Origin of the sequence: Kitasatospora sp. NPDC004723 (genome assembly GCF_040609255.1) — a bacterium.
In the GTDB taxonomy this organism is placed as follows: domain Bacteria; phylum Actinomycetota; class Actinomycetes; order Streptomycetales; family Streptomycetaceae; genus Kitasatospora.
Genome location: NZ_JBEXJT010000003.1, coordinates 112170 through 137547, shown reverse-complemented (window position 1 = coordinate 137547; position 25378 = coordinate 112170). Strand labels below are relative to the sequence as shown.

The window sequence follows — 25378 nt, the reverse complement described above, 5'->3', positions numbered from 1 at the left end:
CCGTTCGATGCAAGGAGGAACACCATGAACGTGGCGATCAAGACCGTGGCCGTGGCCGTCGTCGCTCCCGTCACCGCTCCCGGCGGGCCGGCCCGCCGGATCGCGCGCGCGATCCGGCACCGGATCCGGGCCCGGAGCGACTCGGACGCGGGGATGACGACCGCGGAGTACGCGGTCGGCACGCTCGGGGCGTGCGCCCTGGCGGCCGGGCTGTACAAGGTGGCGACCAGTACGGCTGTGCTGGAGGCGCTGGCCGGCGTCCTGGACCGGGCGCTCCATGCGGCCTGACCGGCCGCCGCGGCGCCCGCGCCGGCAGCGGCGACCGCGACGCCGACGGCGCGGCGACGGTGGATTCGTCACCGCCGAGACCGCCGTCGCGCTGCCAGCGCTGGTGCTGCTGGGCGTGCTGCTGGTCTGGGCCGTGCTCGCCGCGGCCGCCCAGCTCCGCTGCATCGACGCGGCGCGGGTGGGTGCCAGGGCGGCCGCGCGCGGGGAGGCCGATGCCGCCGGGGCCGCGCGGGCGGCCGCGCCGGCGGGAGCGGCCGTCCTGGTCGATCTGGCGCCGGACACCGTGCGGGTCACCGTGGACGCGCCGTACGGCGCGCCGGGGCGGTTCGCGGAGGTGCTCGCGGTGCGGCTGAGCGCCACCGCCGTCGCGGCCCGGGAGGACACCCTGCGGGGAGCGGAGGGAGGTGTGGGTCCGTGGGCGGGCTGAGCGTCCCGGCGCGTCTCGGGGAGCGCCGGTCCGACGCGGGATCGGCGACGGTCTGGCTGCTGGCCTGCGCGCTGCTCGGCTGTCTGGCGTGCGGCGCCGGGCTCTCGGTGGGCGCGGTGCTCGGCGCCCGCCACCGGGCGGAGTCCGCCGCCGACCTCGCGGCACTCGCGGCGGCCGACGGGCTGCTGCTGGACGCGGACGGAGGCTGCGGCCGGGCCGGCGCCGTGGCGGCCGCGCAGGCGGCCGTCGTGCTCTCCTGCGCGGTGGACCGGGCGGCGGACGCCGTCGAGGTGGTGGCGCAGGTGCCCGTCGCCGGGCTGCCGTCACGCCTGCCGGTCGGTCCGGCCCGGGGACGGTCCCGGGCCGGACCGATCAGGGCGCCGGTGGCGCCGACGGACGAGGACGCGCGGGCTGCGCTGGGCGAGTCCGGGTCGGTCGGGGGCGGTGGCTCATGAAGCTCCGGGAGGGCCGTCGCCCTCGCCGGTGGGCCCGTCCGGTCCCGGCTCCTCCCCGGGCTTCCCCTCCGGCGTCCCAGCCCGCTCCGCGGCCCGGGCGGCCTCCGCGGCCCGGGCGGCCTCTCCGGCGCCGTCGGCCGCCTGCGTCGGCGAGGGTCGTCCGGGGTGCCCGGACGGCCTGTCCCCGTCGGCTCCTCGGTCCCGTCCGGCTTCTCCGCCCCGGCCGGGCTCGGCGGCGGCCTCGGGAGCGCCGGCGAGCAGCACGTCCAGCAGCCGGACGGCGGCCGCCTTGTCCAGCGGATCGTTGCCGTTGCCGCACTTGGGCGACTGCACGCAGGACGGGCAGCCGCGCTCGCACTCGCAGGCGGCGATCGCCTCCCGGGTGGCGGTCAGCCACTGTGCGGCCCGCCGGAAGCCGCGCTCGGCGAAGCCCGCCCCGCCGGGGTGGCCGTCGTAGACGAACACGGTGGGCAACCCGGTGTCGGGGTGCAGCGGCACCGAGACGCCGCCGATGTCCCAGCGGTCGCAGGTGGCGAAGAGCGGGAGCAGGCCGATCGAGGCGTGCTCGGCGGCGTGGGCGGCACCGGGCAGCTGGTCGGGCGGGATGTCCGCGTCGAGCAGTTGGTCCTCGGTGACCGACCACCACACGGCCCGGGTGCGCAGGGTCCGGGGCGGCAGGTCGAGCTTGCTCTCGCCCATGATCTCGCCGGTGGAGATCCGCTTGCGGAGGTAGCCGACCACCTGGTTGACCACCTCCACCGAACCGAAACTGAGCCGGCCCTCGCCCCAGTCGACGGTGGTGTCGGTGGAGAGCACGGAGATGGAGGTGATGTCCCGCGCGGAGGTCGTGTAGGGCGGGTCGGCGGGCTCGACCAGGGCGACCGAGTTCTCCAGGTCGAAGTCCCGGACCAGGTAGCTGCGGCCCTGGTGGAGGTGGACGGCCCCGGTGTGCACGGTGGTGTGGGCGGCGGAGGCGTCCACGGTGCCGAGCAGTCGGCCGGTCGGGGCCTCGACGATCTGCACCGGACTGCCCCCGCTGCCCCGCAGGTCGACGGCGTCGGCGGCCCGCTCGCGGCGGGTCCAGTACCAGGCGTCGCCGCGCCGGCGGAGCAGCCCTCGCCGCTCCAGCACCGGCAGCAGCGGCGCGGCCGAGGGACCGAACAGCTCCAGGTCCGGATCGGTGAGCGGCAGCTCGGCGGCGGCCGCGCACAGGTGCGGGGCGAGGACGTGCGGGTTGTCCGGGTCGAGCACGGTGGCCTCGACCGGGGTGGCGAACAGCGCCTCCGGGTGGTGCACCAGATAGGTGTCCAGCGGATCGTCCCGGGCGATCAGGACGGCGAGTGCGCCCTGGGCCTCGCGTCCGGCCCGGCCGGCCTGCTGCCACAGCGAGGCCCGGGTGCCCGGGTAGCCGGCCATCAGGACGGCGTCCAGACCGGAGACGTCGACCCCGAGTTCGAGGGCGGAGGTGGAGGCGAGGCCGAGCAGCCGGCCGGAGTGCAGCTCGCGTTCCAGGGCCCGGCGCTCGTCGGCGAGGTAGCCGCCGCGGTAGGCGGCGACCCGGTCGGCGAGCGGGCGGCCGAGCTGGTCCTGGGTCTGCAGGGCGACGAGCTCGGCGGCCCGCCGGGAGCGGACGAAGACGACGGTGCGGGTCTCCCGCTCGACCAGGTCGGTCAGCAGGTGGGCGGCCTCGGCAGTGGCGGTGCGGCGGACCGGCGCGCCGTTCTCGCCGACGTTCTCGGTGAGCGGGGGCTCCCAGAGCCCGAAGACCATCGGGCCGCGCGGTGAGGCGTCCTCGGTGACCGCCTCGGCGGGCAGACCGGTGAGGCGGCGGGCGGTGACGGCCGGGTCGGCGGTGGTGGCCGAGGCGAGCAGGAAGACGGGCGAGGAGCCGTAGCGGGCGCAGATCCGCCGCAGCCGGCGCAGCACCTGGGCCACGTGCGAGCCGAAGACGCCGCGGTATCCGTGGCACTCGTCGACGACGACGTAGCGCAGGGTCTTGAGGAAGGAGGACCAGCGGGCGTGCGCGGGCAGGATGCCGCGGTGCAGCATGTCCGGATTGGTGAGGACGTAGGAGGCGTACTGGCGGACCCACTCGCGCTCCTCGGGCGGGGTGTCGCCGTCGTAGAGGGCGGCCCGGACGCGGGGCGGGGCGAGTTCCGCGGCCCGGCGGCGCTGGTCGGCGGCGAGCGCCTTGGTCGGGGCGAGGTAGAGCGCGGTGGCTCCCCGGCCGTTGCGCGCCTCGGTGCCGTCCAGCAGGTCGGAGAGCACCGGGCCGAGGTAGCCGAGCGACTTGCCCGAGGCGGTCCCTGTGGCGATCACCACAGATTGACCGGATTTGGCCAGATTCATCGCCTCCGCCTGGTGCGCCCAGGGCTGCCGGACACCCATGGCCTGGGCGGACGCGCTGATCTCGGGCCGGATCCAGTCGGGCCACGGCGCATACCGGGCGCGCCGGGCGGGAAGGTGCTCCGTATGGGTGAGCCGGTCCGACCGCCCTCGGGTGGTGGACAGGGTCGTGAGCAGTGCCTCGGGCAGGCTGTGACGCGGCGGCATGAGGACCCAGTGTGTCACCGGCGTGACGGAGAATCGTCCTAAGCCATCGTGCGGGCATGGTCGCAGGTGGTTGAATGTGGCCGTGACGGCCGTACGGCCGGGGGTCGCAGCGCTGAGGCTTGCCACGCACTGGCTGGGCGTGCCCGGAGCTCGCGACCATGCGGTGACGGCCGTCCGGCCGAGGATCGCAATGACGTAGCAAGGCAAGGTGCTGGAGGTTCCGTGGACCTGTCCCTGTCGACCCGTACAGTCGGCGACCGCACGGTCGTCGAGGTTGGCGGCGAGATCGATGTGTACACCGCCCCCAAGCTGCGCGAGCAGCTGGTCGAGCTCGTCAACGACGGCAGCTACCACCTCGTCGTCGACATGGAGGGCGTGGACTTCCTGGACTCCACGGGCCTCGGCGTGCTGGTGGGCGGTCTGAAGCGGGTGCGTGCCCACGAGGGCTCGCTGCGCCTGGTGTGCAACCAGGAGCGCATTCTGAAGATCTTCCGGATCACCGGTCTGACCAAGGTCTTCCCGATCCACAGCTCGGTGGACGACGCGGTCCAGGCGACCGACTGATCCGCAGGACCGACTGACCGGCCGGGCCGGCCCTCAGCGGCCGGTCCGCCCGATTCCCATGCGTCCGGGAGCCGGGGCCGCGCGCCCCGGCCCGTCCGGTCGCCCCAGGGCCGGTCGACACCGGCCCGCAGGGGCCGTGAGACCGGCCCCGGTCGGAGCACCCCGAGGGGGAAGAGATGGCAACCGTCGAACTTCGATTCAGCGCGCTTCCCGAACACGTGCGGACGGCCCGGCTGGTCGCCGCGGCGGTCGCCAGGCGAGCCGGGGTCGACGAGTCGGTGCTCGACGAGGTGCGGCTCGCCGTGGGCGAGGCGTGCTCCCGCGCGGTCGGCCTGCACCGGCGCGGGGACGTCAAGGGCGCGGTGCGCGTCGCACTGATCGACCAGAAGAAGCGTTTCCTCATCGAGGTCGAGGACGAGGCCGGTCTCGACACCGTCCCGACCGCCGGTGCGGCGGACGGCGCCGAGCCGGACGAGGACGCCCTCGGTCTCGCGGTGCTCACCGGCCTGGTCGAGGACCTGGAGGTCACCGCCGGTGCCGACGGCGGACTGATCCGGATGAGCTGGCCGGCCTCGGCGGACACCCTCGCGCTCTGAGCGGCGCGCGGGGACCGGCGGGCGGCGCGCGGCGAGCGGGAGGCCACGCGCACGCACAGCGGGGGGTGGCCCGGGCGGGAACCGGGAGTCGAACGGCGGCCGTGTAGGTTCGCAGTTCGACGACCGAAACCGAAAGGGCTTCTCCCGGTGAACAAGCGACTGCTGGCCGTACCCGCGCTCGGGGCGCTGCTGGCGTTCGGCGCCGTCGGCTGCGGCGACGACAACAGCAAGCAGCTGGAGTCCTGGTCGGCGAACGTGTGCGGCGCCGCCAAGGACCCGATCGCCCAGGCGCAGACCGCGCTGGCGGACACCGCGCAGGTGAAGACCGGCGAGGTCCCGGCCGACCTCCAGAAGCGCCTCTCGGCGGACCTCGGCCAGCTGGCCAAGACCAACCAGGACATCGCCGCGGCCATCGACAAGGCCGGTGCCCCCAAGGTGGACGACGGCGCGACCCTGCAGACGGACACCGTCGCCGAGCTCAACAAGGCGGCCGACGGCTACGTCGAGATCCAGAAGAAGCTGGACGCGCTCTCCGTCGACGACCAGTCGAAGTTCGCCGACGGGCTGCGCAGCGTGGCCGACCAGATCCAGCAGCTGTCCGCGCTCTCCACGCAGGCGCAGGGCAAGCTGCAGCGCGGCGATCTCGGCGCGGCGATGGCCAAGCAGGAGGGGTGCAAGCCGGGTACGGCGGCCGCCGCTTCGACGGGTGGCTCGACGGGCAGCCCGTCCGCCACGCCGACGGACGCGGCCACCGGCGCGCCCGCGGCGGGCGCCACGGACGGGGCGAGCCCGGCGGGCGACCCCGCCGCACCCGTGCCCTCCACCCCGGCCGCCGCCCCCTCGGCGAGCTGACCGAACACACCCGCACCCCCTCGGCCCCGGCCGCCGAGGGGGCCGTCGGCGTTGGCGAGGAAAGCCCTTGGAGGGGTGCCTCGGTGAGCGCACCCGCGAGTACCTCGGCCAGCGCCTCCGCGAGCGCCTCCGCGACGGCGGGAAGGACGGGTGCGAGGGCCGCGCGGGGGACAATGGCGGGGTGATCAGTAGCCCCGCTCTCGACCCGACCCGCCTCGCCAAGCTTCGTGAGGCGCTGCTCGCCGCCTCGTACACCGCCGACGGCTGCCTGGACCTGCTCGGGCCCACCGGGTACGCGGCGCTGGCCCGCAGCGAGGCGGTGCCCGCGCTGCGCGCGACCCGCGGCGGCAGCCCGCTGGAGACGCTGGTGCGGCTCTTCCTGCTGCAGCAGCCCGTGCCGTACAAGGCGGCCGCCGCCGCGCTCCCGGTGGAGGACTGCCTGGCCGACGGCTGGCTGCGCCCGGACGGCGAGCTCGTGCGCGCCACCGTGGACGTCCGCCCGTACGCCAACGAGGTCGCCGGGCTGCCGGGTTCGGACGCCTGGGTGGTCTCCGACCTCGGCTGCGCGGTCGGCGGCGCGGGCGGGATCGGCTCCGGTGAGACCGCGCACGGCGTGGCCCGCCAGGACCTGGTGCTCGGGGTGGGCGGCGCGTCCACCACGCTGGGCAACATCACCGTGCGCCGGCCGGTCCGCTCGGCGCTGGACCTCGGTTCCGGCTCCGGCGTGCAGGCGCTGCACGCCGCCCGGCACGCCCAGCGGGTGACCGCGACCGACCTCAACGCGCGGGCGCTGCGCTTCACCGAGCTGACCCTGGCGCTGTCCGGCTTCGACAACACGGAGACCGCCGCCGGCAGCCTCTTCGAGCCGGTGGGGGAGCGGCGGTTCGACCTGATCGTCTCCAACCCGCCGTTCGTGATCTCCCCGGCCGGCCGGTTCACCTACCGCGACGGCGGGATGGCCGGCGACGACCTCTGCCGCAGCCTGGTCCGCTCGGCCGCCGAGCACCTGGAACCGGGCGGTTACTGCCAGCTGCTGGCCAACTGGCAGCACGTCAAGGGCGAGGACTGGCACGACCGGCTGGCCGGCTGGGTGGCCGGCACCGGCCTGGACGCCTGGATCGTCCAGCGCGAGGTGCAGGACGTGGCCCAGTACGCGGAGCTCTGGCTGCGCGACGGCGGCGACCACCGCGGGCCGGGCGGCGACTACCGGGCCCGGTACGGGGAGTGGCTGGACGCCTTCGAGGCCGGCCGGGTCGAGGGCATCGGCTTCGGCTGGATCACCCTGCGGGCGAGCGGCGCCGAGCGGCCGACCGTCCGGGTGGAGGAGTGGCCGCACCCGGTGGAGCAGCCGCTCGGCCCGCACATCGAGGAGTGGTTCGACCGGCAGGACTTCCTGCGCACGCACGACGACGCCGGCCTGCTGGCGGCGCGGTACGTGCTGGCCGACGAGGTGGTCCAGGAGCAGGTGGGCGCGCCGGGGGCGGAGGACCCGGAGCACGTGATCCTGCGTCACAACCGCGGCATGCGCCGGGCCACCAAGGTGGACACGGTGGGCGCCGGCTTCGTCGGGGTCTGCGACGGGACGCTGTCGGCGGGCGAGATCGTCGACGCCATCGCCCAGCTGCTGGGCGAGGACCGGGTGGTGCTGCGGGACCGGGTGCCGGAGTCACTGCGGCTGCTCACCGAGCAGGGGTTCATCCGGCCGGTGGCCTGAGCGCCGGTGGCCTGAGCGCCGGTGGCCTGAACCAGGCGGTCCGAGCACCGGAGGTTCGAGCACCGACGGGTCGAGCACCGGCGGCCCGGGCGTCGCCGGTTCACTTCCTGGATTCCCCTGGTTCGTCGGCCGTTCACCGAACCTCTGCCCCTCGTTGGCCCCGGACTGTGAGGCTCTGTCCACAGGCTGTGGACAGAGCTGGGGGCGGCTGAGGTGGAAACGACGACGGCGGCCGTGGGGGGCACGGTGTTCGTCCTCTTCGGTGGCGCGCTGCTGTTCTGGTGCGCCGCCGAAGTGCACTTGCGCCACCGAGTGCGCCGCCGGGGCCGGCCGACCGTCGCGACCGTGGTCGCCGAGGCCGACGCGCACGGCGCGCTCGACAGCGCACCCCTGCTCTCCTTCGCCACCGAGCCGGCGGCCGTCGGAGCACGCGGGGGAGGAACACCGGGTGTCCTGGCCGTCGAGGCGTGCGAGCTGGTGCTGACCCGTCCGCGCGGTCACACTCCGCTGCGCCGCCCACCCCGGCTGGTCCCGGGCGCCTCCGTCCGGATCGCCTACGATCCCCGCCGCCCCGCCCGCGCGGTGCTCGCGCCGGCGGAGACCGGCCCGCGGACCGTCCTCGCCGACCTGCTGTGGACGGCGCTCGGCCTCGGCTGCCTGGCGGCGGGGGCGCTCCTGCTGCTCAGCGCCGGGTAGCCCGCCCGCGCCGGGGGTCCCGTGGGCCCCCGGCGGTCGCCCCGATATTCCGTTGACAGATTTCGAAATCCGTCATTCCATCCTTCGAAACCCGCCGAAGCCCCCCTCCGCAGGGCGCGACGCGTCGCCCTCGGGTTACCGTTCGAGTGGCGTCGGTCGGCCTTGCCGGTGAAATTGCGGGATCCGTCCGTTTGACAAGGGTGGCCGGGGTACGGTCACACTCCGCTGGTGGGGTCGTCGTACAGCGGCAGCCCCGGGACGGTGGAGGGGTCGGGCGGAGCGCAGCCCGTGCTGCCAGCGCCGACCAGCTCACGTAACGACCGGGAGAGAAGAGCGAAGGTGTCCCCGAGCAGCGAGACCGCGCACGGACAGCGACTCGTCATTGTCGAGTCGCCGGCCAAGGCGAAGACGATCAAGGGCTACCTGGGCCCCGGCTACATCGTCGAGGCGAGCGTCGGGCACATTCGCGACCTCCCGAGCACGGCCGCCGAGGTCCCGGACAAGTACACCGGCGAGGTGCGCCGGCTCGGTGTGGACGTGGACCACGACTTCGCTCCGATCTACGTGGTCAACGCGGACAAGAAGTCCCAGGTCAGCAAGTTGAAGTCGCTGCTCGCGGAGTCCGACGAGCTCTTCCTCGCCACCGATGAGGACCGCGAGGGCGAGGCCATCGCGTGGCACCTCCAGCAGGTGCTCAAGCCCAAGGTGCCGGTGCACCGCATGGTGTTCCACGAGATCACCAAGTCGGCCATCCAGGAGGCGGTGGCCAACCCGCGCCAGCTGAACCAGCGTCTGGTCGACGCCCAGGAGACCCGCCGCATCCTCGACCGCCTGTACGGCTTCGAGGTCTCGCCGGTGCTCTGGAAGAAGGTCATGCCGAAGCTGTCGGCCGGCCGCGTGCAGTCGGTCGCGACCCGGCTGGTGGTCGAGCGCGAGCGCGAGCGGATGGCGTTCCGCTCGGCCTCGTACTGGGACCTGGTCGGCACCTTCGGCACCGGCCGCACCGCGGCCGACGCGGCCAACCCGGAGAGCTTCGGCGCCCGGCTGATCGCCGTCGACGGCAAGCGGATCGCCAGCGGCCGCGACTTCGGCCAGGACGGCCGGCTCAAGGCGGGCAGCGCCAACACCCTGCACCTGGACGAGCAGGCCGCCCGCGCGCTGGCCGCCGCCCTGGAGCAGACCGCGTTCTCGGTGCGCGGCGTCGAGTCCAAGCCCTACCGCCGCTCGCCGTACGCGCCGTTCCGCACCACCACGCTGCAGCAGGAGGCCAGCCGCAAGCTGGGCTTCGGCGCCAAGCGGACCATGCAGGTGGCCCAGAAGCTGTACGAGAACGGCTTCATCACCTATATGCGCACCGACTCCACCACGCTGTCGGACACCGCCGTCTCGGCGGCCCGCGCCCAGGTCACCCAGCTGTACGGCGCCGACTACCTGCCGGACGCGCCGCGCACCTACGCCTCCAAGGTGAAGAACGCGCAGGAGGCGCACGAGGCGGTCCGCCCGTCCGGCGACCGCTTCCGCACCCCCGCCGAGACCGGTCTGAGCGGCGACGACTTCCGGCTCTACGAGCTGATCTGGATGCGCACCGTCGCCTCCCAGATGAAGGACGCGGTCGGCCAGTCGGTCACCGTCAAGGTCGCCGGCCGGTCCGCCGACGGCCGGGACGTCGAGTTCTCCGCCTCCGGCAAGATCATCACCTTCCACGGCTTCCTCAAGGCCTACGTCGAGGGCGCCGACGACCCGAACGCCGAGCTGGACGACCGTGAGCGCCGGCTGCCGCAGGTCGCCCAGGGTGACCCGCTGGCCGCCGAGCAGCTCACCCCGGAGGGCCACGCCACCAAGCCGCCGGCCCGCTACACCGAGGCCTCGCTGGTCAAGGAGCTGGAGGACCGGGAGATCGGCCGCCCCTCCACCTACGCCTCGATCATCGACACCATCATCGGCCGCCGGTACGTCTTCAAGAAGGGGACGGCGCTGGTGCCGTCGTTCCTCTCCTTCGCCGTGGTCAACCTGCTGGAGAAGCACTTCGGCCGGCTGGTCGACTACGACTTCACCGCGAAGATGGAGGACGACCTCGACCGGATCGCGGCCGGTGAGGCGCAGTCCGTGCCGTGGCTCAAGCGCTTCTACTTCGGCGAGGGCGGCGAGGGCGCTGCCGCCGGCGGCGCCGCCGAGGCCGGCAACGGCGACGGCGACCACCTGGGCGGCCTGAAGGAACTGGTCACCGACCTCGGCGCGATCGACGCCCGGGAGATCAGCTCGTTCCGGGTCAGCGACGACATCACCCTGCGGGTCGGCCGCTACGGCCCGTACGTGGAGCGCGCCTCCGAGGTCGAGGGCGAGCCCGGCCAGCGCGCCGACATCCCGGACGAGCTGCCGCCGGACGAGCTGACCGTCGAGCTGGCCGAGGAGCTGCTGGCCAGCCCCAGCGGCGACTACGAGCTCGGCCCGGACCCGGTCAGCGGCAACCAGCTGGTCGCCAAGAAGGGCCGGTTCGGCCCGTACGTCACCGAGATCCTGCCCGAGGGCACGCCCAAGACCGGCAAGAACGCCGTCAAGCCGCGCACCGCCTCGCTGTTCAAGACGATGTCGCTGGACACCGTCACGCTGGAGGACGCGCTCAAGCTGCTCTCGCTGCCGCGCGTGGTCGGCGTCGACCAGGAGGGCGTGGAGATCACCGCGCAGAACGGCCGCTACGGCCCGTACCTGAAGCGCGGCACCGACTCCCGTTCGCTCGCCGACGAGGACCAGCTGTTCACGGTCACGCTGGAGGAGGCGCTGGCGATCTACGCCCAGCCCAAGCAGCGCGGCCGGGCCGCCGCCGCGCCGCCGCTCAAGGAGCTGGGCACCGACCCGGTCAGCGAGCGCCCGGTGGTGGTCAAGGACGGCCGGTTCGGTCCGTACGTGACCGACGGCGAGACCAACGCCACGCTCCGCAAGGACGACGCGGTCGAGACCATCACCCCCGAGCGCGGCTACGAGCTGCTCGCCGAGAAGCGGGCGCGCGGGCCGGTGAAGAAGACGGCGAAGAAGGCCCCGGCGAAGAAGGCGGCGGCCAAGAAGACCGCGACCAAGACCGCTGCCAAGAAGACCACGGCGGCGGCCAAGACCGCGGCGAAGAAGACCACCACCGCGAAGAAGACCGCCACCAAGGCGACGGCGGCCAAGAAGACCGCCGCGAGCAAGACCACCGCCACCGACGAGGGCTGACCCCCGTTCGGTCGCACCCGGGCCCGCGTCCGCCCCGGCGGCGCGGGCCCGAACCGTTCGCCGATCCGCTCCGGCGGGCCCGGGACCGGGCGTGACAGGGTCGTGCGCGGATCGTCACAACCCGGTGGCGACGGTCGTCCGGAGCCACGCTCCCCTCTTTTGCGGCATGCCCCGACCGCTACGCTGACCGTATGACGAGCGAGGAGCAGCCCACCCCCAGCGCCGCGGCGGCGGCCGGCACCGGCACGCCCGACCGGCCGGAGACCGCGCCCGCCGGGACCGCCGGCGAGCGGATCCGGGCGCTGCTGCGACTGCGCCCCTACCGGCGGCTGTGGACCACCCAGCTGATCGGCGGCACCGCCGACCGGCTCGGCCTGCTGGTGCTGCTCGTGCTCACCGTGGTCGCCGCCGTGCTCGGCGGGTCGTTCGGCGACCCGCCGCGCGCCCTCGCCTTCGCGGTCGCCGCCGTCCTCGCCACCCGGCTGGCCGCCACCGGACTGGTCGGCGCCGCGCTGCTCGGCCCCGTGCACGGGCTGCTCAGCGGGAAGCTCGACCGGGGCTGGACGCTGTTCGGCGCCGACGTGCTGCGCGCCGTGCTGATCGGCGTCGCGCCCTGGTGGATCGTCTGGCTGGGCTCCGGCCCGAAGCCCTCCGGCGCCGCGACCTGGGTGCTGCTCGCCACCGTCTTCCTGACCGGCGCCGCCGAGCGGGTCTGGGCGATCGCCAAGGCCGCCGCCGTCCCCGCGCTGCTGCCGCCCGCCGACGCCTACGCCCCGGCGGCCGAGCGGCGCCCGTCCGCCGCCAACCTGGCCACCGTCCGGACCCTGGACCACCGCACCGGCTGGGCCACCGTGCCGCTCGGCGCCGCCGCGCTGATCGCGCTCACCCTGCTCAACAACATCGGCGCGGCGCTCGGCTCGGACTGGCTGCGCGCCCACCAGACCACCTTCGCCGCCCTCGGAGCGGCCGCCCTGTTCGCCGTCTCGGCCGTCCGGGTCCACCTCCAGGAGCTGCCCGGCGGCCCCGTCCGGGTGCCGCCGGCCTCGCCGCTGCGGGGCCTGCGGGCGCCCGTCGACGCTACCCCCGGCCCGGCCCTGGCGAAGGGCCGCACCAACTCCGCCCCGTACTTCACCTTCGCGGTCTGCGCCGGGTACGCCACGATGGCCGGCGTCGCCGCGCTGGCCCTGCTGACCGCCGTCGAGCACCGCGCCGGGCCGATCGGCTACGGCCTGCTGGTGCTGGCCGCCGCCGGTGTCCCCGCGATCGGCGTCCGGATCACCCGGGCCGTCCTGCCCTCGCTCTCCCGCCGCCGGCTGCTCGCGCTCGCCCTGCTCACCGAGGGCGTCGCGCTGATCCTGGCCGGCCTGGTGGTGGACTTCGTGCTGGTCCTGCTGCTCACCGTGCTGGCCGCGCTGGCCGCCGGAGTGGCGATCTCCACCGGTCGCGCGCTGCTCGCCCAGGAGGTCGAGGAGGTCCGGCTGCCGCAGGTCACCGAGCACCTGTACGCGGTGCTGCGGGTCGTGGTCGGCGGCGCGCTGGTCGGCGTCCCGCTGATCGCCGCCGCCTACGGGGACGTCGAGTACGGCACCGTCGAGCCCGGCTCGTTCACCTTCATCCACGGCGGCGCGGCCCTCGCGGTCGCAACCGCCGGACTGCTCACCCTGGTGCTGGCCGCGGTGGTGCTGCTGCGCACCGACGACCGGCGCGGCACCGTGCCGTTCGGCCGGGACCTGGTCGACGCGGTGCGCGGCGCCACCGGACCGGCCCCGCACCGGGCGGGCACCGGCTTCTTCATCGCCCTGGAAGGCGGCGACGGCGCCGGCAAGTCCACCCAGGCCCAGGCGCTCGCCGAGTGGATCCGCGGCAAGGGCCACGAGGTCGTGCTGACCCGCGAGCCCGGCGGCAGCCCGGTCGGCCAGCGGCTGCGCGGCCTGGTCCTGGACGTCGGCAACACCGGCCTCTCGCACCGCGCCGAGGCCCTGATCTACGCGGCCGACCGCGCCGAGCACGTCGAGAACGTGATCCGCCCGGCGCTGGCCCGCGGCGCGGTGGTCATCACCGACCGGTACATGGACTCGTCCATCGCCTACCAGGGCGCCGGCCGCGACCTGGCCGCCACCGAGGTCGCCCGGATCTCGCGCTGGGCGACCGGCGGGCTGCTGCCCGACCTGACCGTCGTCCTGGACGTCGACCCGACCCGGGCCCGGGAGCGCTTCACCGAGGCGCTGGACCGGCTGGAGTCCGAGCCGACCGAGTTCCACCAGCGGGTCCGTTCCGGCTTCCTCGCGCTCGCCGCCGCCGACCCGGCGCGCTACCTCGTCGTCGACGGCAGCCAGGCCCCCGGCGTCGTCACCACCGCGGTCCGCCACCGGCTGGACCGCGAGCTGCCGCTCTCCGAGCAGGAGAAGGCCGCCCGCGTCGAGCAGGAGCGGAAGGCCGCCGAGGAGGCGCGGCGCCGGGCTGAGGAGGAGGCCCGCAAGCGCGCCGAGGAGGAAGCGGCCGAGCGCAAGCGCCAGGAGGTGCTGGCGCAGCTGCGGGCCGAGCAGGCGGAGAAGGAGCGGCTGGCCAAGGAGGAGGCCGAGCGGGCCGCCGCCGAGGCCGCGCGCAAGGCGGCCGAGGAGGCCCGGAAGAAGGCCGAGGAGGAGGCCCGCCGCCGGGCCGAGGAGGAAGCGAAGCGGCGCGCCGAGGAAGAGGCGCGCCGGGCGGCCGAGGAGGCCGAGCGCAAGCGGCTCGCCGAGGAGGCGGCCGCCCGGGCGGAGCTCCAGCGGCAGCGCGAGCTGGCGCGCGAGGAGCAGCGGCGCCGGGCGGAGGAGGCGCTGCAGCGGGCCGAGGAGGCCCGGCTGGCGCAGGCCGCCGCGCTGGCGGCTGCCGCAGCGGCAGCCGCCGAGGCGGCGGAGCGCGCGGGTGCTGCGGGTGCCGGTGCCGGTGCTGGGGGTGCCGGCGCCGAGGGTGCGCCGGACGACGCGGCGACCACCGAGCTGCGGGCCGTCAAGGACACCGGCGCGACGGATCCGCAGCCCGGGCGCGGAGAGGACGCGACGCAGGAGATCTCGGTGCGCGGCCGGGGCGCCGGCGCGGCGGACCTCACCGCCACGGCGAAGCTGCCGGTCGTGCCGTCCGGGCCGGCGGCCGACGAGACGGCCGTGCTGCCCAGGATCCCGGCGGAGGACGCCGACCGGACGGCGGTGCTGCCGAAGATCGAGCCGGGCACCCCGGCCCCGTCGCGGGAGCGGCGCCCGGGCGCCGAGGAGCGCCCGGTGGAGCGCACCCGCGAGCTGCCGGTGATCGACCCGCAGCAGGGCCGGCCCGCCGCCGACCCGCGGCCGCGTCCGGACTGGGCGGAGGAGACCCCGCTGGACGACCTGCCCAGCCTGACCGACACGCTGCTCGGCTCGCGCGAGGAGTGGGCCCGCTGGGACCAGGACGACCGTCCCCGTTCGGGCGGCGCCGGCGGCCAGGGACGTCAGGGCGACCGGCCGGGTCGCGAGGGCCAGGGTGCCCAGGGCGGTCAGGGTGCCCAGGGCGGCCAGAGTGGCCAGGACGACGGCAAGGGCAAGGGCCGCCGCTGGGGCCGCCGGGGCTGACCGGGCCCCGGCCGGGCGGGTTCCCGCAGCGCCCGGACCCGTCGTAGCCGCCACGTATGCTCGACGGCGGGAGCGGTAGTCCGTAGCGAGCTTGGGAGCAGTAGTGGCCGTCTGGGACGACCTGGTGGGCCAGGAGCGGGTGGTCGAGCAGCTGACCGCCGCCGCCCGGGCGGCCGGGGCGATCGTCGGCGCCGGTCGCGGCGCCGAGCCGGAGCCGGGCGGCAACGCCTCGCTGATGACGCACGCCTGGCTGTTCACCGGCCCGCCCGGAGCCGGTCAGACCACGGCGGCCCGGGCCTTCGCCGCCGCGCTCCAGTGCACCAGCCCCGACCTCGCGCTCGGCGGCACGCCCGGCTGCGGCTTCTGCGACGGCTGCCACACCGTCCTCGCGGGCAGCCACGCCGACGTGAAGTACGTCCGCACCGACGGTCTGTCCATCGGCGTCGGCGACATGCGCGCCCTCGTGCTGCGCGCCTCCAGCTACCCCACCGGCGGCCGCTGGTCGGTCATCCTGGTCGATGCCGCCCACCGGCTCACCGAGGCCGCCGCCAACGCGCTGCTCAAGGGCGTGGAGGAGCCCTCCCCGCGCACCGTCTGGCTGCTCTGCGCCCCCTCGGTGCAGGACGTGCTGCCGACCATCCGCTCCCGCTGCCGCCTGCTGGTGCTGCGCACCCCGGCCGCCGAGGCGGTCGCCGACATGCTGGTGCGGCGCGACGGCGTCGAGCCGCACACCGCCCGGCTGGCCGCGCTGGCCGGGCAGGGCGATGTCGATCGCGCGCGCCGGCTGGCCGTCGACGAGCAGGCCCGGACCCGCCGCACCGACGTGCTGCGGATCCCGCTGGAGGTCGGTGACATCGGTGGCTGCCTGGCCGCGGCCCAGCGCCTGGTCGACACCGCCAAGGCCGACGCGGAGGCGCTCGCCGAGACCCAGGACGCCAAGGAGACCGACGACCTCAGGGCCGCGTACGGCGCGGCCGAGGGCAGCAAGGCGCCGCGCGGCATGGCGGGAGCGGTCAAGGAACTGGAGAAGCGGCAGAAGAGCCGGGCCACCCGGACCCGCCGGGAGACCCTCGGCGTCGCCCTGCTGGACCTGCTCGGCTTCTACCGGGACGTCCTGGCGCTCCAGCTCGGCTCGACCGGCGCACTGGCCAACGAGGACCAGCGGCAGGCGCTGGACCGGGTCGCCCAGACCGGCCCGCCGGAGTCCACGCTGCGCCGGATCGAGGCGGTGCTCGCCTGTCGGCGGGCGCTGGACCGCAACGTCGACCCGCTGCTCGCGGTCGAGGCGATGACCGTGGCGCTGCGCGCGGGCTGAGCCGCCCGGGGGCGGTGCGGGGGCGCCCCGGTTCGGCTTGCCGCCCCGTGCTTCGTCCCACCTTCGAGTGAACGTGCGTTACGCGCCGGGCATACGCGTGTGCGAGCCCCGGATCGTCTTGCACCCTGGGGGCCGACTGAGCCCCGCCGCCGGGGCTGTCGCGTCCCGTAACGGTGCCGGGCCCGACCGGTCGGCCGGCCCTCCTCCGAGGTGGTGCGTCCCATGGTCCGTTCGCTTCTGATCCTTCCGCTGCTGGCCGCCGCCGGGGGCGGGGTCTGGCTGGCGCGCGGCGCCCTGCTGCGCTGGCGCGACCTCCGGGCCGCCGAGACCTACGGACTGGCCGGGGAGCAGCGGCCGATGCTGCTGCGGGCGGCCGGGGCGATGGTCTGCGGAGTCTGCGTCACCGTGTTGACGATCCTGACGGCGCTGGGCACGTTCGGTGCGCTGGGCGGGGGCAGGAACGGCGCGGCCGATCCGTTCGCCGGCCGGTTCGACGGACCGGAGGCCGGGGCCGCCGGTCCGGGCGGGGGCCGGCAGGCCGCTCCGCCGATCGAGGCCGCGGGCGCCGCTGACCCCGCCCTGGCGCCCGCCCCCGCTCCGGCCCTGCCGACGCCGTCCCCGGTGTCGGTCGTCAGCCGCTTCGACAGCGTCGGCCACCCGGGCGGCGGCGAGCTGCTGCAGTCCGCCGTCCCCGGCCCGGACGGCCACCCGCGCAACGTCCGGGTCTGGCTGCCCGCCCAGTACGCCAAGGACCCGAACGCCCGCTTCCCGGTCGTCGTGATGCACGCCGCCACCCCCCGGAAGACCGCCGACGCCGAGGTCCCGGACGTCTTCGAGGGACTCGCCTCCGCCGTGCAGAGCGCCAGGACCAAGCCGTTCATCCTGGTCGCCCCCGAGGCGCCGAACGGCACCGGGCACCCCTGCGAGCTGGTCGCCGCCGCCCCGATGGCCGTCGCCGACGACGCCGCGCTGCGCACCACCATCGCGGCCACCTTCCGCACCCTGCCGCCCGGCCCGGAGGCCTGGGGCGCGCTCGGGGTGGAGGACGGCGCACCCTGCGCCGCGGCCGCCGGCCTCGCCCGCCCCGACCTGTACGGTGCGGCGGCGGCCGTCTCCGGCCGGTACGACGCGGCGGCGCTCGCCCGCGCCGGCGCCGAGGCGCCCGTCACCGGGAGCCCGAAGCTGCTGCTCGCCGCCGGGAAGGGTGATACCGCCGGGCTGGACGCCGCCCGCAAGCTCCAGTCGGCGCTGCGCGGCGGCACCGGCGCGGCCGCCCGCGCCGAGGTGCGGATCTCCGACAACGCGACGGACTACTCGGCGGAGCGGATCCGGCTGCGGCTGGTCCGGCAGGCGGCGCAGTACCTCGGCGAGGCGCTCGGCAAGGCGTCCTGAGCCCGCCGGTGCGCGGCACTACGCTTCCGGTACCCCGGGTGGCAGTGGGGCCACCGGGAGTGAACGGCTGAGGGGATCCCAGATGCGGGCCGACAGGCGGCAGGACGGCCCGGCGCGGGTGCGCGCCGGGCGCGGGGGAGGGGTGGCGGCGACCGCGCTGCTGGCGGCGGCCGGGCTGCTCGCGGGCGGCTGTTCGTCCGGCGGGGCGGGAACGCCCGGGGCCGTCCCCTCGGACACCGCCGCCCCGTCCGCGGCCGCCGCCGCGGCTTCCTCCGCGTCTGCCCCGCCGCCGGTCACCCCGCTGGAGGCGCTGCCCGCCGCCGTGCCGTCCGCGCTCGTCCCCTACTACGGGCAGCGACTCGCCTGGCAGCCCTGCGACGACGGTTACGAGTGCACCACCTTCCGGGTGCCGCTGGACTACGACCACCCCGCCGACGGCGAGCTCACCCTGGCCGCCGTCCGCGCCCCGGCGGTTCCCACCGACTCCTCCGGGTCCTCCGGGTCCTCCGCGTCCGCCGGGGCGGGTGGGTCCGGTGGCCGGCTCGGCTCGCTGTTGCTCAACCCCGGCGGCCCCGGCGGCTCGGCCGTGGAGTACGTCGAGGGCGCGGCCCGCACCTACGACCCCGCCGTCCGCGCCCGCTACGACCTGGTCGGCCTGGACCCGCGCGGGGTCGGCCGCAGTTCCCCGGTCACCTGTCTGAGCGGCGACCGGATGGACGCGTACACCGCCGTCGACATCACCCCCGACGACCCGGCCGAGGTCGACGCCCTGGTGGCCGCCGCCAAGGAGTTCGCCGAGGGCTGCCGGCAACGGTCCGGCCCGCAGCTCGGCCATCTGAGCACCGTCGAGGCGGCGCGCGACCTCGACGTACTGCGCGCCCTGCTCGGCGACGAACGGCTCAACTACGTCGGCAAGTCCTACGGCACCTTCCTCGGCGCGACCTACGCGGGCCTGTTCCCGAGCCGCACCGGCCGGATGGTGCTCGACGGTGCGATGGACCCCTCCCTCGACTCGCTGGCCGGCAACCGCACCCAGGCGGGCGGCTTCGAGACGGCCTGGACCGCCTTCGCCCGGGACTGCGCCACCCGCGAGGACTGCCCGCTCGGCCGCACCGAGCAGCAGGCCGGCGAGCAGCTCACCGCCCTGTTCGCGGCGGTCGACGCGCACCCGCTGCCCACCACCGACGGCGCCCGCCGGCTCAGCGAGGCGCAGGCGACCACCGGCGTCATCCAGGCCATGTACGCGGACTTCCTCTGGCCTCGGCTGCGCACCGCGCTCGCCGACGCCCGGGCCGGTGACGGCACCGGCCTGCTCAAGCTCTCCGACGCGTACTACGGGCGGGAGGTGGACGGCTCCTACCCCAATCTGATGTTCGCCAACACGGCGGTGAACTGCCTCGACCTGCCCGCGCCGTTCGCGGGCCCGGAGGACGCCGCGCGGGCGGTGCCGGACTTCGAGCGGGCCTCGCCGCGGTTCGGCCGGGACATGGCCTGGATGGCGCTGACCTGCACCTACTGGCCCGTCCGGGCCACCGGCGCGCCGCACACCGTCCGGGCCGCCGGCGCCACGCCGATCGTGGTCGTCGGCACCACCCGGGACCCGGCCACCCCGTACGCGTGGGCCCAGGCGCTGGCCGGCCAACTGGAGTCCGGGCGGCTGCTGACGTACGACGGGGACGGCCACACCGCGTACGGCCGTCACGACGCCTGCCTCGACGGAGCGGTCAACCGCTACCTGCTGGCCGGCGAGGCCCCGGAGAACGGGAAGCGTTGCGGCCCCTGAGGAAACGGCCGGTGCGACGTTAGGATGAGCGCCCCTCATCGCTCTCCCACCCCCACCGGAGCCCACCGTGTTCGGAGTCAACGACCTGACGACGTACGTCCTCGGCGCCCTCGTCATCGTCCTCCTCCCCGGCCCCAACTCCCTCTACGTGCTCTCCGTCGCCGCCCGCAAGGGCGTCCGCACCGGGTACCGCGCCGCCGCCGGCGTCTTCGTCGGCGACTTCACGCTCATCAGCCTGACCGCACTCGGCGCCGCCTCCCTCCTGAAGGCCAACCCGGCCGTCTTCGCGGTGGTGAAGTTCGGCGGCGCGGCCTATCTGCTCTGGATAGGCATCGGCATGCTGCGCGCCGCCCGCCAGCTCTGGCGCGAGCACCGCGCCGTCCCCGAGACCGCCGTCCCCGAGACCGCCACCGCCGAGTCCGCCGCCGCCACCGCCGAGTCCGCCGAACGCCCGTTCCGCCGCGCCCTGGTGATCAGCCTGCTGAACCCCAAGGCCATCCTCTTCCTGCTCTCCTTCTTCACCCAGTTCGTCGACCCCTCCTACGGCCGCCCGGTGCTCTCCTTCACCCTCCTCGGCGGCATCCTGCAGACCTTCAGCTTCCTCTACCTCTCGCTGCTGATCTTCGCGGGAACCTCCCTCGCCACCGCCTTCCGCCGCCGCAAGCGCCTCTCCGCTGGCCTCACCAGCGGCGTCGCCGCCCTCTTCGCCGGCTTCGCCGCCAAGCTCGCCGTCTCCTCCGCCTGACCCCACCGGGGTATCGCGTTACGGATCACCCGCCAACCTGTGTAGACTGGCCCGCGTTGCCAGGACTTCCTGCAACGGCGCCGCCTTAGCTCAGTTGGCCAGAGCAACGCACTCGTAATGCGTAGGTCGCGGGTTCGAATCCCGCAGGCGGCTCAGAAGACGGAAGGCCCGGTCAGTGCTCTGACCGGGCCTTTTGTCGTTTACATCATGCGTCGGCGTCGGCGGGCGCGGGCCGCTCGCGTGTTCGTGGTCTCAGTTGTGGTCTCACTTTCGGCCGGTTGGGGCCAGAGCGCGTTGCCCATCCGCCGGGCCGCTTCGCGGGTCGTCGGGGTCGTCGTCTTGACGTAGCGGCGGGTCATGCTGATCTGCGAGTGGCCGAGGATCTCCATGATGGTGAACGGGTCCACGCCCAGCTCGTTGAGGATCGTCCCGGCGGAGTGCCGGCTGCCGTCGTGCTGGCGCCGGTCCTCGATCCCGGCCTCGGCCAGCAGCTCCTTGAACTCCTCCCAGTCGGCGTGGGGGTCGATCGGCTGGCCGTCGGGACGGCAGGTCACGAGGCCGTAGTCCTGCCACTCCTCGCCGGCCGCGGCCTTCCACTCCTCCTGCTGCTGGCGCTGCTCGCGCAGCAGCGGGATCAGCGGTGGGAGCAAGGGGGTCGTTCGGCGGCTGCCCTTGGTCTTCGGGCGGGTGAAGGCGAGGCCGCCGCCGTGCCGCTTCGGGCAGGTGCTGGCGTGCCGGTCGCACTTCGGCGGGCAGGGCTTCGGGCACCCGCGCGTGTAGCGGCGGTGCTTGGTGCAGCCGGGCTCGCACTCGTCCCGGTGCAGCCGTTCGCCGCACGCGTGCGGGTCGTCGCACCCGTGGCGCCACTTCAGCCGCTGGAGCTGCCAGGACGTGTCCATCTGCCCGGCGTCCTCATCGACGTACTTCCAGCGCAGGCCCAATGCCTCACCCTGGCGCAGGCCCTGGCCGACGCCGATCACCCATCGGACCCGGGTCGGGCGCTTCATCGCGGCGACCAGGAAGCGCCGGGCCTCCTCTTGGGTGAACGGGTTCGCGTCCGTCTCCTCCACCGTGGGGGAGTCCACCAGGGTGGCGACGTTGCGGGCGACCTTCCCCCGGCGGTGGGCGATCTTCAATGCGCGGGAGATGATTCGGTGCACCTTGAGGATGTGCGACCCGGCCCGGCCTTCGACACGGAGCTGCCCGTACAACTCGTCCAGGTGCTCCGGCAGCAACCGGTCCAGCCGGTGCTTCCCGATGCCGGGAATGATGTGGTTCCGGGTCTTCGACCAGTAGTCGTCCAGGCTGCGCGGCTTCAACCGTTGGTTCGCGATCGTGGTCAGGTAGGTGGTCATCCACTGCTCGACCGTCGGCGCCCGGCCGGCGGCCGCCACCTGACCCGCATCGCGGTCGGCCTCCAACTTCTTGACCTTGCGCCGCACTTCGGGTTCGGTCTTGGCGCTGCGGTGGCGTCGGTCGGGACTGCCGTCCGCCTTCACACCCATGGTCACGCGGCCGTGCCAACGGCCGTCCGCGCCCTGGTAGATGGTCGATTCCATGTTGGGTAGGCGGGTCTTTCGCTCGCTCAAGTGGTGCTCCTGAAAAGGGTCGAGGGCATCCGGCGTCCTGCCGGATGCCCTCGACGGGTGATGGGTGTGGGTCAGGCGGCGTTGGCGGCCTGGCGCTCGATGTACGCCTCGACGTCGGCGGGCCGGATGCGGCGGGATCGTCCGATCTTGATCGAGGTCAACTCCTTGTTCGCCAGGAGCAGGTAGACCGTCGAGCGGCCGATGCGGAGCATCTCGGCGACCTCCTCAGCGGTCAGGAGAACCGGGCGAATCGTGGTGGCGGGCACGGTCACGGTGGTTCCTCCCATGGGGCGTGATTGCCCAAGTCGAAAAGTGGGTGTTTGTGGCGCCAGTCGTCATGAGGGCAGGGCGAGGGTGTTCAGCGCTCGGGGTGGGTGAGGTGTCCGGCGGCGGTGAGGGCGGGGTCTACGGGCTGCTCGCAGACGGCGCAGCGGAGGTGGTAGCCAGAGATGGCCCGCAAATCAGCGTCCGCAGCGTCCTGAGCGTCCGCAGGGGTGTTTGAGCTGGGGTTTTGTGCGGACGCTGATTTCGTGTCAGCGTCCGCACGGTGTGAATCAGCGTCCGCAGCGTCCGCGGGCGGACGCTGATTCGCGGGTGTGCGGACGCTGGCCGCTGGTTCAGCGTCCGCAGGTTTGTGCAGGTCAGGGGCTGTTGCGGACGCTCCGAACGCTGCGGACGCTGATTTGCGGGCCATCTCCGGTGACGGGGTGAGGGTGATGGTCCGGTCGCGGTTGTGGCCGGTGCGGCCGTCGTTGAAGGCGATGCCGGCGGCGCGCAGGGCGGGGGCGAAGCGCCGGAGCTGTCCGCTGGCGTGGTGGGCCGTGCTGGGCCACTTCTTGGTGGGGACCTCAGGGGGCGGGAGGAGGTTGAGGAACTGGGTCATGGTGCCGGTGAAGGCGCCGTGGGTCTCGACGAAGGCGACGATCGCGGCGGCGAACGGGTCGGCTTCGAGGGCCTCGATCGCGACGGTCTCGGCGGCCTGGAGGTAGTCGCCGAGGGTGTCCCACCCCTGGACTTGGTCGACGGCGGCCAGGACGCGGGCGAAGTCGGCCATGCGGGGCATCTTCGCCAGGTTCACCTCCGGGAGGGCCTTGAGGACCTTGGCGAGGAGGTCGAAGAGGGCGGCGAGGATGGCCGGGCGGGCGGTGTTGTAGGCGGTGTCGAGTTCCTCCTCGGTGCGGCGGCGGTCCTCGGGGATGAGCTGGAGGTCGAGCATCATGATGCGCTCGGCGAGGTCGCCGGCCAGGGCCCCGGCGTCGATGGTGGTCATCGCCAGGACCCGGCGGAACGTGAGGACGACGACGTCATCGTCGGTGTAGAGCGCGCGGTCGACGATACCGTCACCGGTGACGGCCTTGCACAGGGTGTCGGAGAACCACGGCGGGATCGTCGAGACGTTGTCCAGGCACAGGGCCCAGGAGTTGAACGCCTGGGTGGCCCAGGTCTTCACGTCGCGGGGCTGGCTCCGCTTGGTGGCGGCGGACGGGTCGACCAGGTTGATCACCATCTGCGCCGTCTTGGACTTCCCGGTGCCCTGCTCGCCCTTGAAGGTGAGGACCGGGTGGGGGATATGGGGGATCCACGCGGCGACGAGCCAGGCGATGAGCTGGTGGAACGAGCGGTCGTCCATGTTCAGCAGCCCCCGCAGGGCGCCGAGGCCGTCCTCGCCGGGTTCGGGGGTGGGCATGGGGGACATGGCGCCGGAGCGGCGGAACAGCACAGGGGAGCGGCCCTCGACGCTCCAGCCCTCGGGGGTGACGGTGACGCAGCGGCCGTCGGCGGTGCCGAGGTCGACGACGACCCGGTGGGAGTCGCCGGCTACGCGAAGGTGGACGGGGACGGGGTCGGTGTTGGCGGCGATGCCCTCCAACACGGTCATGGCGTCGGCCAGCGCGGACTGGGAGGGGACCTGCCCGCCGTTGTTCTCGACGAACCGGCGGGCGAGCTGGGAGCGCAGCCCGGCCTTGCCGCGCAGAGGCAGGACGACGTTGGGGCCGTTGCGGCGCACGCCGTAGGGGCGGCCGTCCTCGGAGACGAGGAAGTCGTAGGCGGCCTTGGCGAGCGAGACGACCTGGGAGGCCTGGGAGGGTCCCTTCTCGGTGCTCAACGGCTGCTCTCCTCTCGGTCTCGGGCCGCGCCCCGCTGGGCGTTGCGCAGGACGCGCTGGGCCTCGTCCTCGGGCAGGCCGACGGCCACGGCGGCGATCAGCAGGTCGGCGCCGGCGGTGGCCGGGTCGATGCCGGGGACGGTGAAGGCGGTGCGGGCGGCCCAGTAGAGGCGGCTGTTCCGCTCGCCACCGTCGGGGTCGGCCTCGGCCACGACCCGGACGAGGGCCTCCAGGCGCCGCTTCGGGCTGCCCGCCATCGGCCGGTCGGGCCCTCCGGGGTGCTCCTGTCGGGCCCGTTGAGGGGCGGTCAGCAGGCGCAGGAGCGCCTCCGGGGCCGGGGCGATGACCTGCGGGCCGGAGCCCGGGGCGAAGGCGTAGCGGCCCTTGGGCCCGAGGGAGCCGGGGCCGACGAGGTAGCCGCCGGTGCCGCGGGTGTCCACCCCGCGGGCCAGCAGCCCGGCCGTGTTGGGCACGACGATGTCGGCGGGGGCGGTGAGCCAGAGGTGGAGGCCGCGGGACTGGGTGGCGATCGTGGCGGTTTCCGGCAGGGTGAAGCCGTGGCGGTCGGCGAGCGCCCGGATGTTGGCGACGCCGTCGGTGCCGTTCTTACGGTCGAGGTCGAGGCCGAACAGGTGGTGCGGCGGGCGTCCGCAGGCGATGCCGTAGCCAGCGGCCCACGGGGCGGCGGCGAACAGGGCCTTGACCTGGTCGGGGTCGCTGCTGGCGTCGTGGACGCCGTGGCCGAGGGTGCCGCACTGGCCCGTGCACAGGCTGTGGACGTCGTCGCCGTGGGCGCCGGGGAGGGCGGGGAGCTTGGAGCGGGTGAGGGGCATGACCGGGAGGTTGTAGAGGGTGGCGGCGGTGAGGGCGTGGGCGCGGGCCGGGGCCCACCACGGTCCCGGGCGGTGCTGTACGGCGGAGGCGGGTCGGTGCATGCTGGGGTCTCCGTTCTGTCGAGGGACGGGAAGCGGGGCCGCCGCGGGCCTGGAAGCTTGTGCGGCGGCCCCGACGGGTGCTGCTAGAAGGGCGGCGTGTCGCCGGAGGCCTGGTCGCTGCCGGGCCAGGGGGTGGCCTTGCCCTTGGCGGGCCGGGCGTCGGCCCACGGGTCGTCACCCGGCTGCCGGTCGCTGTTGCCGCGGGTGGTGCGCTGGACGGTGGCGGTGGCGTAGCGCAGGGAGACGGCGACGTCCTCGACGTCGATGCCATATCCGGTGCGCTGGATGCCGTCGGCGCTGGTGTAGTCGAACTGCCGCAGGGCCCCGGTGACGACGACCCTGGTGCCCTTGGTCAGGGTCTTTTCGGCGTTCTCGGCGAGCCAGCGCCAGGCGGTGCAGCGCAGGAAGAGGGTGCGGCCCTCGCCCCAGGTGGCGGTGGTCTTGTCCCAGTTGCGGGAGTTGGAGGCGACGTTGAACGTCAGCCACGGCACGCCCTCGCCGGTGTGGCGCAGTTCGGGGTCGGCGGTCAGGTTGCCGGTGACGGTGATGACGGTCTCTCCGATGGGCACGGCG

At 74.7% G+C, this 25378-nt stretch carries 20 protein-coding genes and 1 tRNA gene; 15 read left to right on the top strand and 6 right to left on the bottom strand.

Annotated elements, in window-relative coordinates; all coding sequences use genetic code 11:
* The first annotated feature begins 99 nt into the window (after nt 1-99).
* Genes ABZW10_RS05320 through ABZW10_RS05310 form a run of 3 tightly spaced genes read left to right on the top strand, consistent with a single transcriptional unit; the run spans nt 100 to nt 1170 of the window.
* Nucleotides 100-288 carry a DUF4244 domain-containing protein gene (locus ABZW10_RS05320; protein ID WP_355360909.1) on the top strand — a complete coding sequence of 63 codons (189 nt, stop codon included), beginning with the start codon at nt 100-102 and terminating at the stop codon, nt 286-288.
* Nucleotides 278-715 (top strand): TadE family type IV pilus minor pilin, encoded by a 438-nt coding sequence (locus ABZW10_RS05315; RefSeq protein WP_355360241.1) that lies wholly within the window; start codon nt 278-280, stop codon nt 713-715. Before ABZW10_RS05320 ends, ABZW10_RS05315 begins: the two co-directional genes overlap by 11 nt.
* Complete coding sequence (locus tag ABZW10_RS05310) at nt 703-1170, top strand: Rv3654c family TadE-like protein (protein ID WP_355360238.1); 468 nt, start codon at nt 703-705, stop codon at nt 1168-1170. The genes ABZW10_RS05315 and ABZW10_RS05310 overlap by 13 nt, the downstream gene beginning before the upstream one ends.
* On the opposite strand, the gene ABZW10_RS05305 is transcribed toward ABZW10_RS05310, so the two are convergent.
* On the bottom strand, nt 1165-3723 hold the full coding sequence (locus ABZW10_RS05305; protein ID WP_355360235.1) for a DEAD/DEAH box helicase: 2559 nt from the start codon (nt 3721-3723) through the stop codon (nt 1165-1167). The two genes, ABZW10_RS05310 and ABZW10_RS05305, sit on opposite strands and share 6 nt — an antisense overlap.
* 222 nt (nt 3724-3945) lie before the next feature.
* Here ABZW10_RS05305 and bldG point away from each other — a divergent pair, with 222 nt between their 5' ends.
* The 12 genes from bldG (at nt 3946) to ABZW10_RS05245 (ending at nt 20327) form a co-directional block, all read left to right on the top strand.
* Nucleotides 3946-4287, top strand: a complete 342-nt coding sequence (gene bldG, locus ABZW10_RS05300; protein WP_355360232.1) for an anti-sigma factor antagonist BldG — start codon at nt 3946-3948, stop codon at nt 4285-4287.
* Nucleotides 4288-4463: 176 nt separating this feature from the next.
* Nucleotides 4464-4883 carry an ATP-binding protein gene (locus ABZW10_RS05295; RefSeq protein WP_355360229.1) on the top strand — a complete coding sequence of 140 codons (420 nt, stop codon included), beginning with the start codon at nt 4464-4466 and terminating at the stop codon, nt 4881-4883.
* A 147-nt stretch (nt 4884-5030) separates the two neighbouring features.
* Nucleotides 5031-5735, top strand: a complete 705-nt coding sequence (locus ABZW10_RS05290; RefSeq protein WP_355360226.1) for a small secreted protein — start codon at nt 5031-5033, stop codon at nt 5733-5735.
* 181 nt (nt 5736-5916) lie between these two features.
* Nucleotides 5917-7449 carry a methyltransferase gene (locus ABZW10_RS05285; RefSeq protein ID WP_355360223.1) on the top strand — a complete coding sequence of 511 codons (1533 nt, stop codon included), beginning with the start codon at nt 5917-5919 and terminating at the stop codon, nt 7447-7449.
* A gap of 213 nt (nt 7450-7662) precedes the next feature.
* Nucleotides 7663-8145 (top strand): DUF3592 domain-containing protein, encoded by a 483-nt coding sequence (locus ABZW10_RS05280; RefSeq protein ID WP_355360220.1) that lies wholly within the window; start codon nt 7663-7665, stop codon nt 8143-8145.
* Between the two features lie 339 nt (nt 8146-8484).
* A complete protein-coding gene (topA, locus tag ABZW10_RS05275; RefSeq protein ID WP_355360217.1) occupies nt 8485-11355 on the top strand; it encodes a type I DNA topoisomerase in 2871 nt (956 codons plus the stop codon).
* 191 nt (nt 11356-11546) lie between these two features.
* Nucleotides 11547-14939, top strand: a complete 3393-nt coding sequence (gene tmk, locus ABZW10_RS05270; protein WP_355360214.1) for a dTMP kinase — start codon at nt 11547-11549, stop codon at nt 14937-14939.
* Nucleotides 14940-15042: 103 nt separating this feature from the next.
* Nucleotides 15043-16254, top strand: a complete 1212-nt coding sequence (locus ABZW10_RS05265) for a DNA polymerase III subunit delta' (protein ID WP_355360211.1) — start codon at nt 15043-15045, stop codon at nt 16252-16254.
* A 222-nt stretch (nt 16255-16476) separates the two neighbouring features.
* On the top strand, nt 16477-17646 hold the full coding sequence (locus tag ABZW10_RS05260; protein WP_355360208.1) for a hypothetical protein: 1170 nt from the start codon (nt 16477-16479) through the stop codon (nt 17644-17646).
* Nucleotides 17647-17728: 82 nt separating this feature from the next.
* A complete protein-coding gene (locus ABZW10_RS05255; RefSeq protein WP_355360205.1) occupies nt 17729-19429 on the top strand; it encodes an alpha/beta hydrolase in 1701 nt (566 codons plus the stop codon).
* Between the two features lie 67 nt (nt 19430-19496).
* Complete coding sequence (leuE, locus tag ABZW10_RS05250; RefSeq protein WP_355360202.1) at nt 19497-20174, top strand: leucine efflux protein LeuE; 678 nt, start codon at nt 19497-19499, stop codon at nt 20172-20174.
* Between the two features lie 79 nt (nt 20175-20253).
* Nucleotides 20254-20327 (top strand) — tRNA-Thr (locus ABZW10_RS05245).
* A 47-nt stretch (nt 20328-20374) separates the two neighbouring features.
* Here the strand turns inward: ABZW10_RS05245 and ABZW10_RS05240 are convergent.
* The 5 genes from ABZW10_RS05240 to ssb form a co-directional block, all read right to left on the bottom strand.
* The gene (locus tag ABZW10_RS05240) at nt 20375-21733 is read right to left on the bottom strand and encodes a tyrosine-type recombinase/integrase (protein ID WP_355360906.1); all 1359 of its coding nucleotides are present in this window, start codon (nt 21731-21733) and stop codon (nt 20375-20377) included.
* A gap of 101 nt (nt 21734-21834) precedes the next feature.
* Nucleotides 21835-22035 carry a helix-turn-helix domain-containing protein gene (locus tag ABZW10_RS05235; protein WP_355360199.1) on the bottom strand — a complete coding sequence of 67 codons (201 nt, stop codon included), beginning with the start codon at nt 22033-22035 and terminating at the stop codon, nt 21835-21837.
* 86 nt (nt 22036-22121) lie between these two features.
* Nucleotides 22122-23870, bottom strand: a complete 1749-nt coding sequence (locus ABZW10_RS05230; protein ID WP_355360196.1) for an ATP-binding protein — start codon at nt 23868-23870, stop codon at nt 22122-22124.
* Nucleotides 23867-24805 carry a bifunctional DNA primase/polymerase gene (locus tag ABZW10_RS05225; RefSeq protein ID WP_355360193.1) on the bottom strand — a complete coding sequence of 313 codons (939 nt, stop codon included), beginning with the start codon at nt 24803-24805 and terminating at the stop codon, nt 23867-23869. Before ABZW10_RS05225 ends, ABZW10_RS05230 begins: the two co-directional genes overlap by 4 nt.
* An 83-nt stretch (nt 24806-24888) precedes the next feature.
* On the bottom strand, nt 24889-25374 hold the full coding sequence (ssb, locus tag ABZW10_RS05220) for a single-stranded DNA-binding protein (RefSeq protein ID WP_355360190.1): 486 nt from the start codon (nt 25372-25374) through the stop codon (nt 24889-24891).
* Nucleotides 25375-25378: the final 4 nt, after the last annotated feature.

Excerpts from the sequence above, each read along its gene's own strand:
- ABZW10_RS05295 (WP_355360229.1), top strand. The coding sequence starts at position 4,464 with ATGGCAACCGTCGAACTTCGATTCAGCGCGCTTCCCGAACACGTGCGG.
- tmk (WP_355360214.1), top strand. The coding sequence starts at position 11,547 with ATGACGAGCGAGGAGCAGCCCACCCCCAGCGCCGCGGCGGCGGCCGGC.
- ABZW10_RS05305 (WP_355360235.1), bottom strand. The coding sequence starts at position 3,723 with ATGCCGCCGCGTCACAGCCTGCCCGAGGCACTGCTCACGACCCTGTCC.
- ABZW10_RS05260 (WP_355360208.1), top strand. The coding sequence starts at position 16,477 with ATGGTCCGTTCGCTTCTGATCCTTCCGCTGCTGGCCGCCGCCGGGGGC.
- ABZW10_RS05255 (WP_355360205.1), top strand. The coding sequence starts at position 17,729 with ATGCGGGCCGACAGGCGGCAGGACGGCCCGGCGCGGGTGCGCGCCGGG.
- ABZW10_RS05240 (WP_355360906.1), bottom strand. The coding sequence starts at position 21,733 with ATGGAATCGACCATCTACCAGGGCGCGGACGGCCGTTGGCACGGCCGC.
- ABZW10_RS05225 (WP_355360193.1), bottom strand. The coding sequence starts at position 24,805 with ATGCACCGACCCGCCTCCGCCGTACAGCACCGCCCGGGACCGTGGTGG.
- ABZW10_RS05315 (WP_355360241.1), top strand. The coding sequence starts at position 278 with ATGCGGCCTGACCGGCCGCCGCGGCGCCCGCGCCGGCAGCGGCGACCG.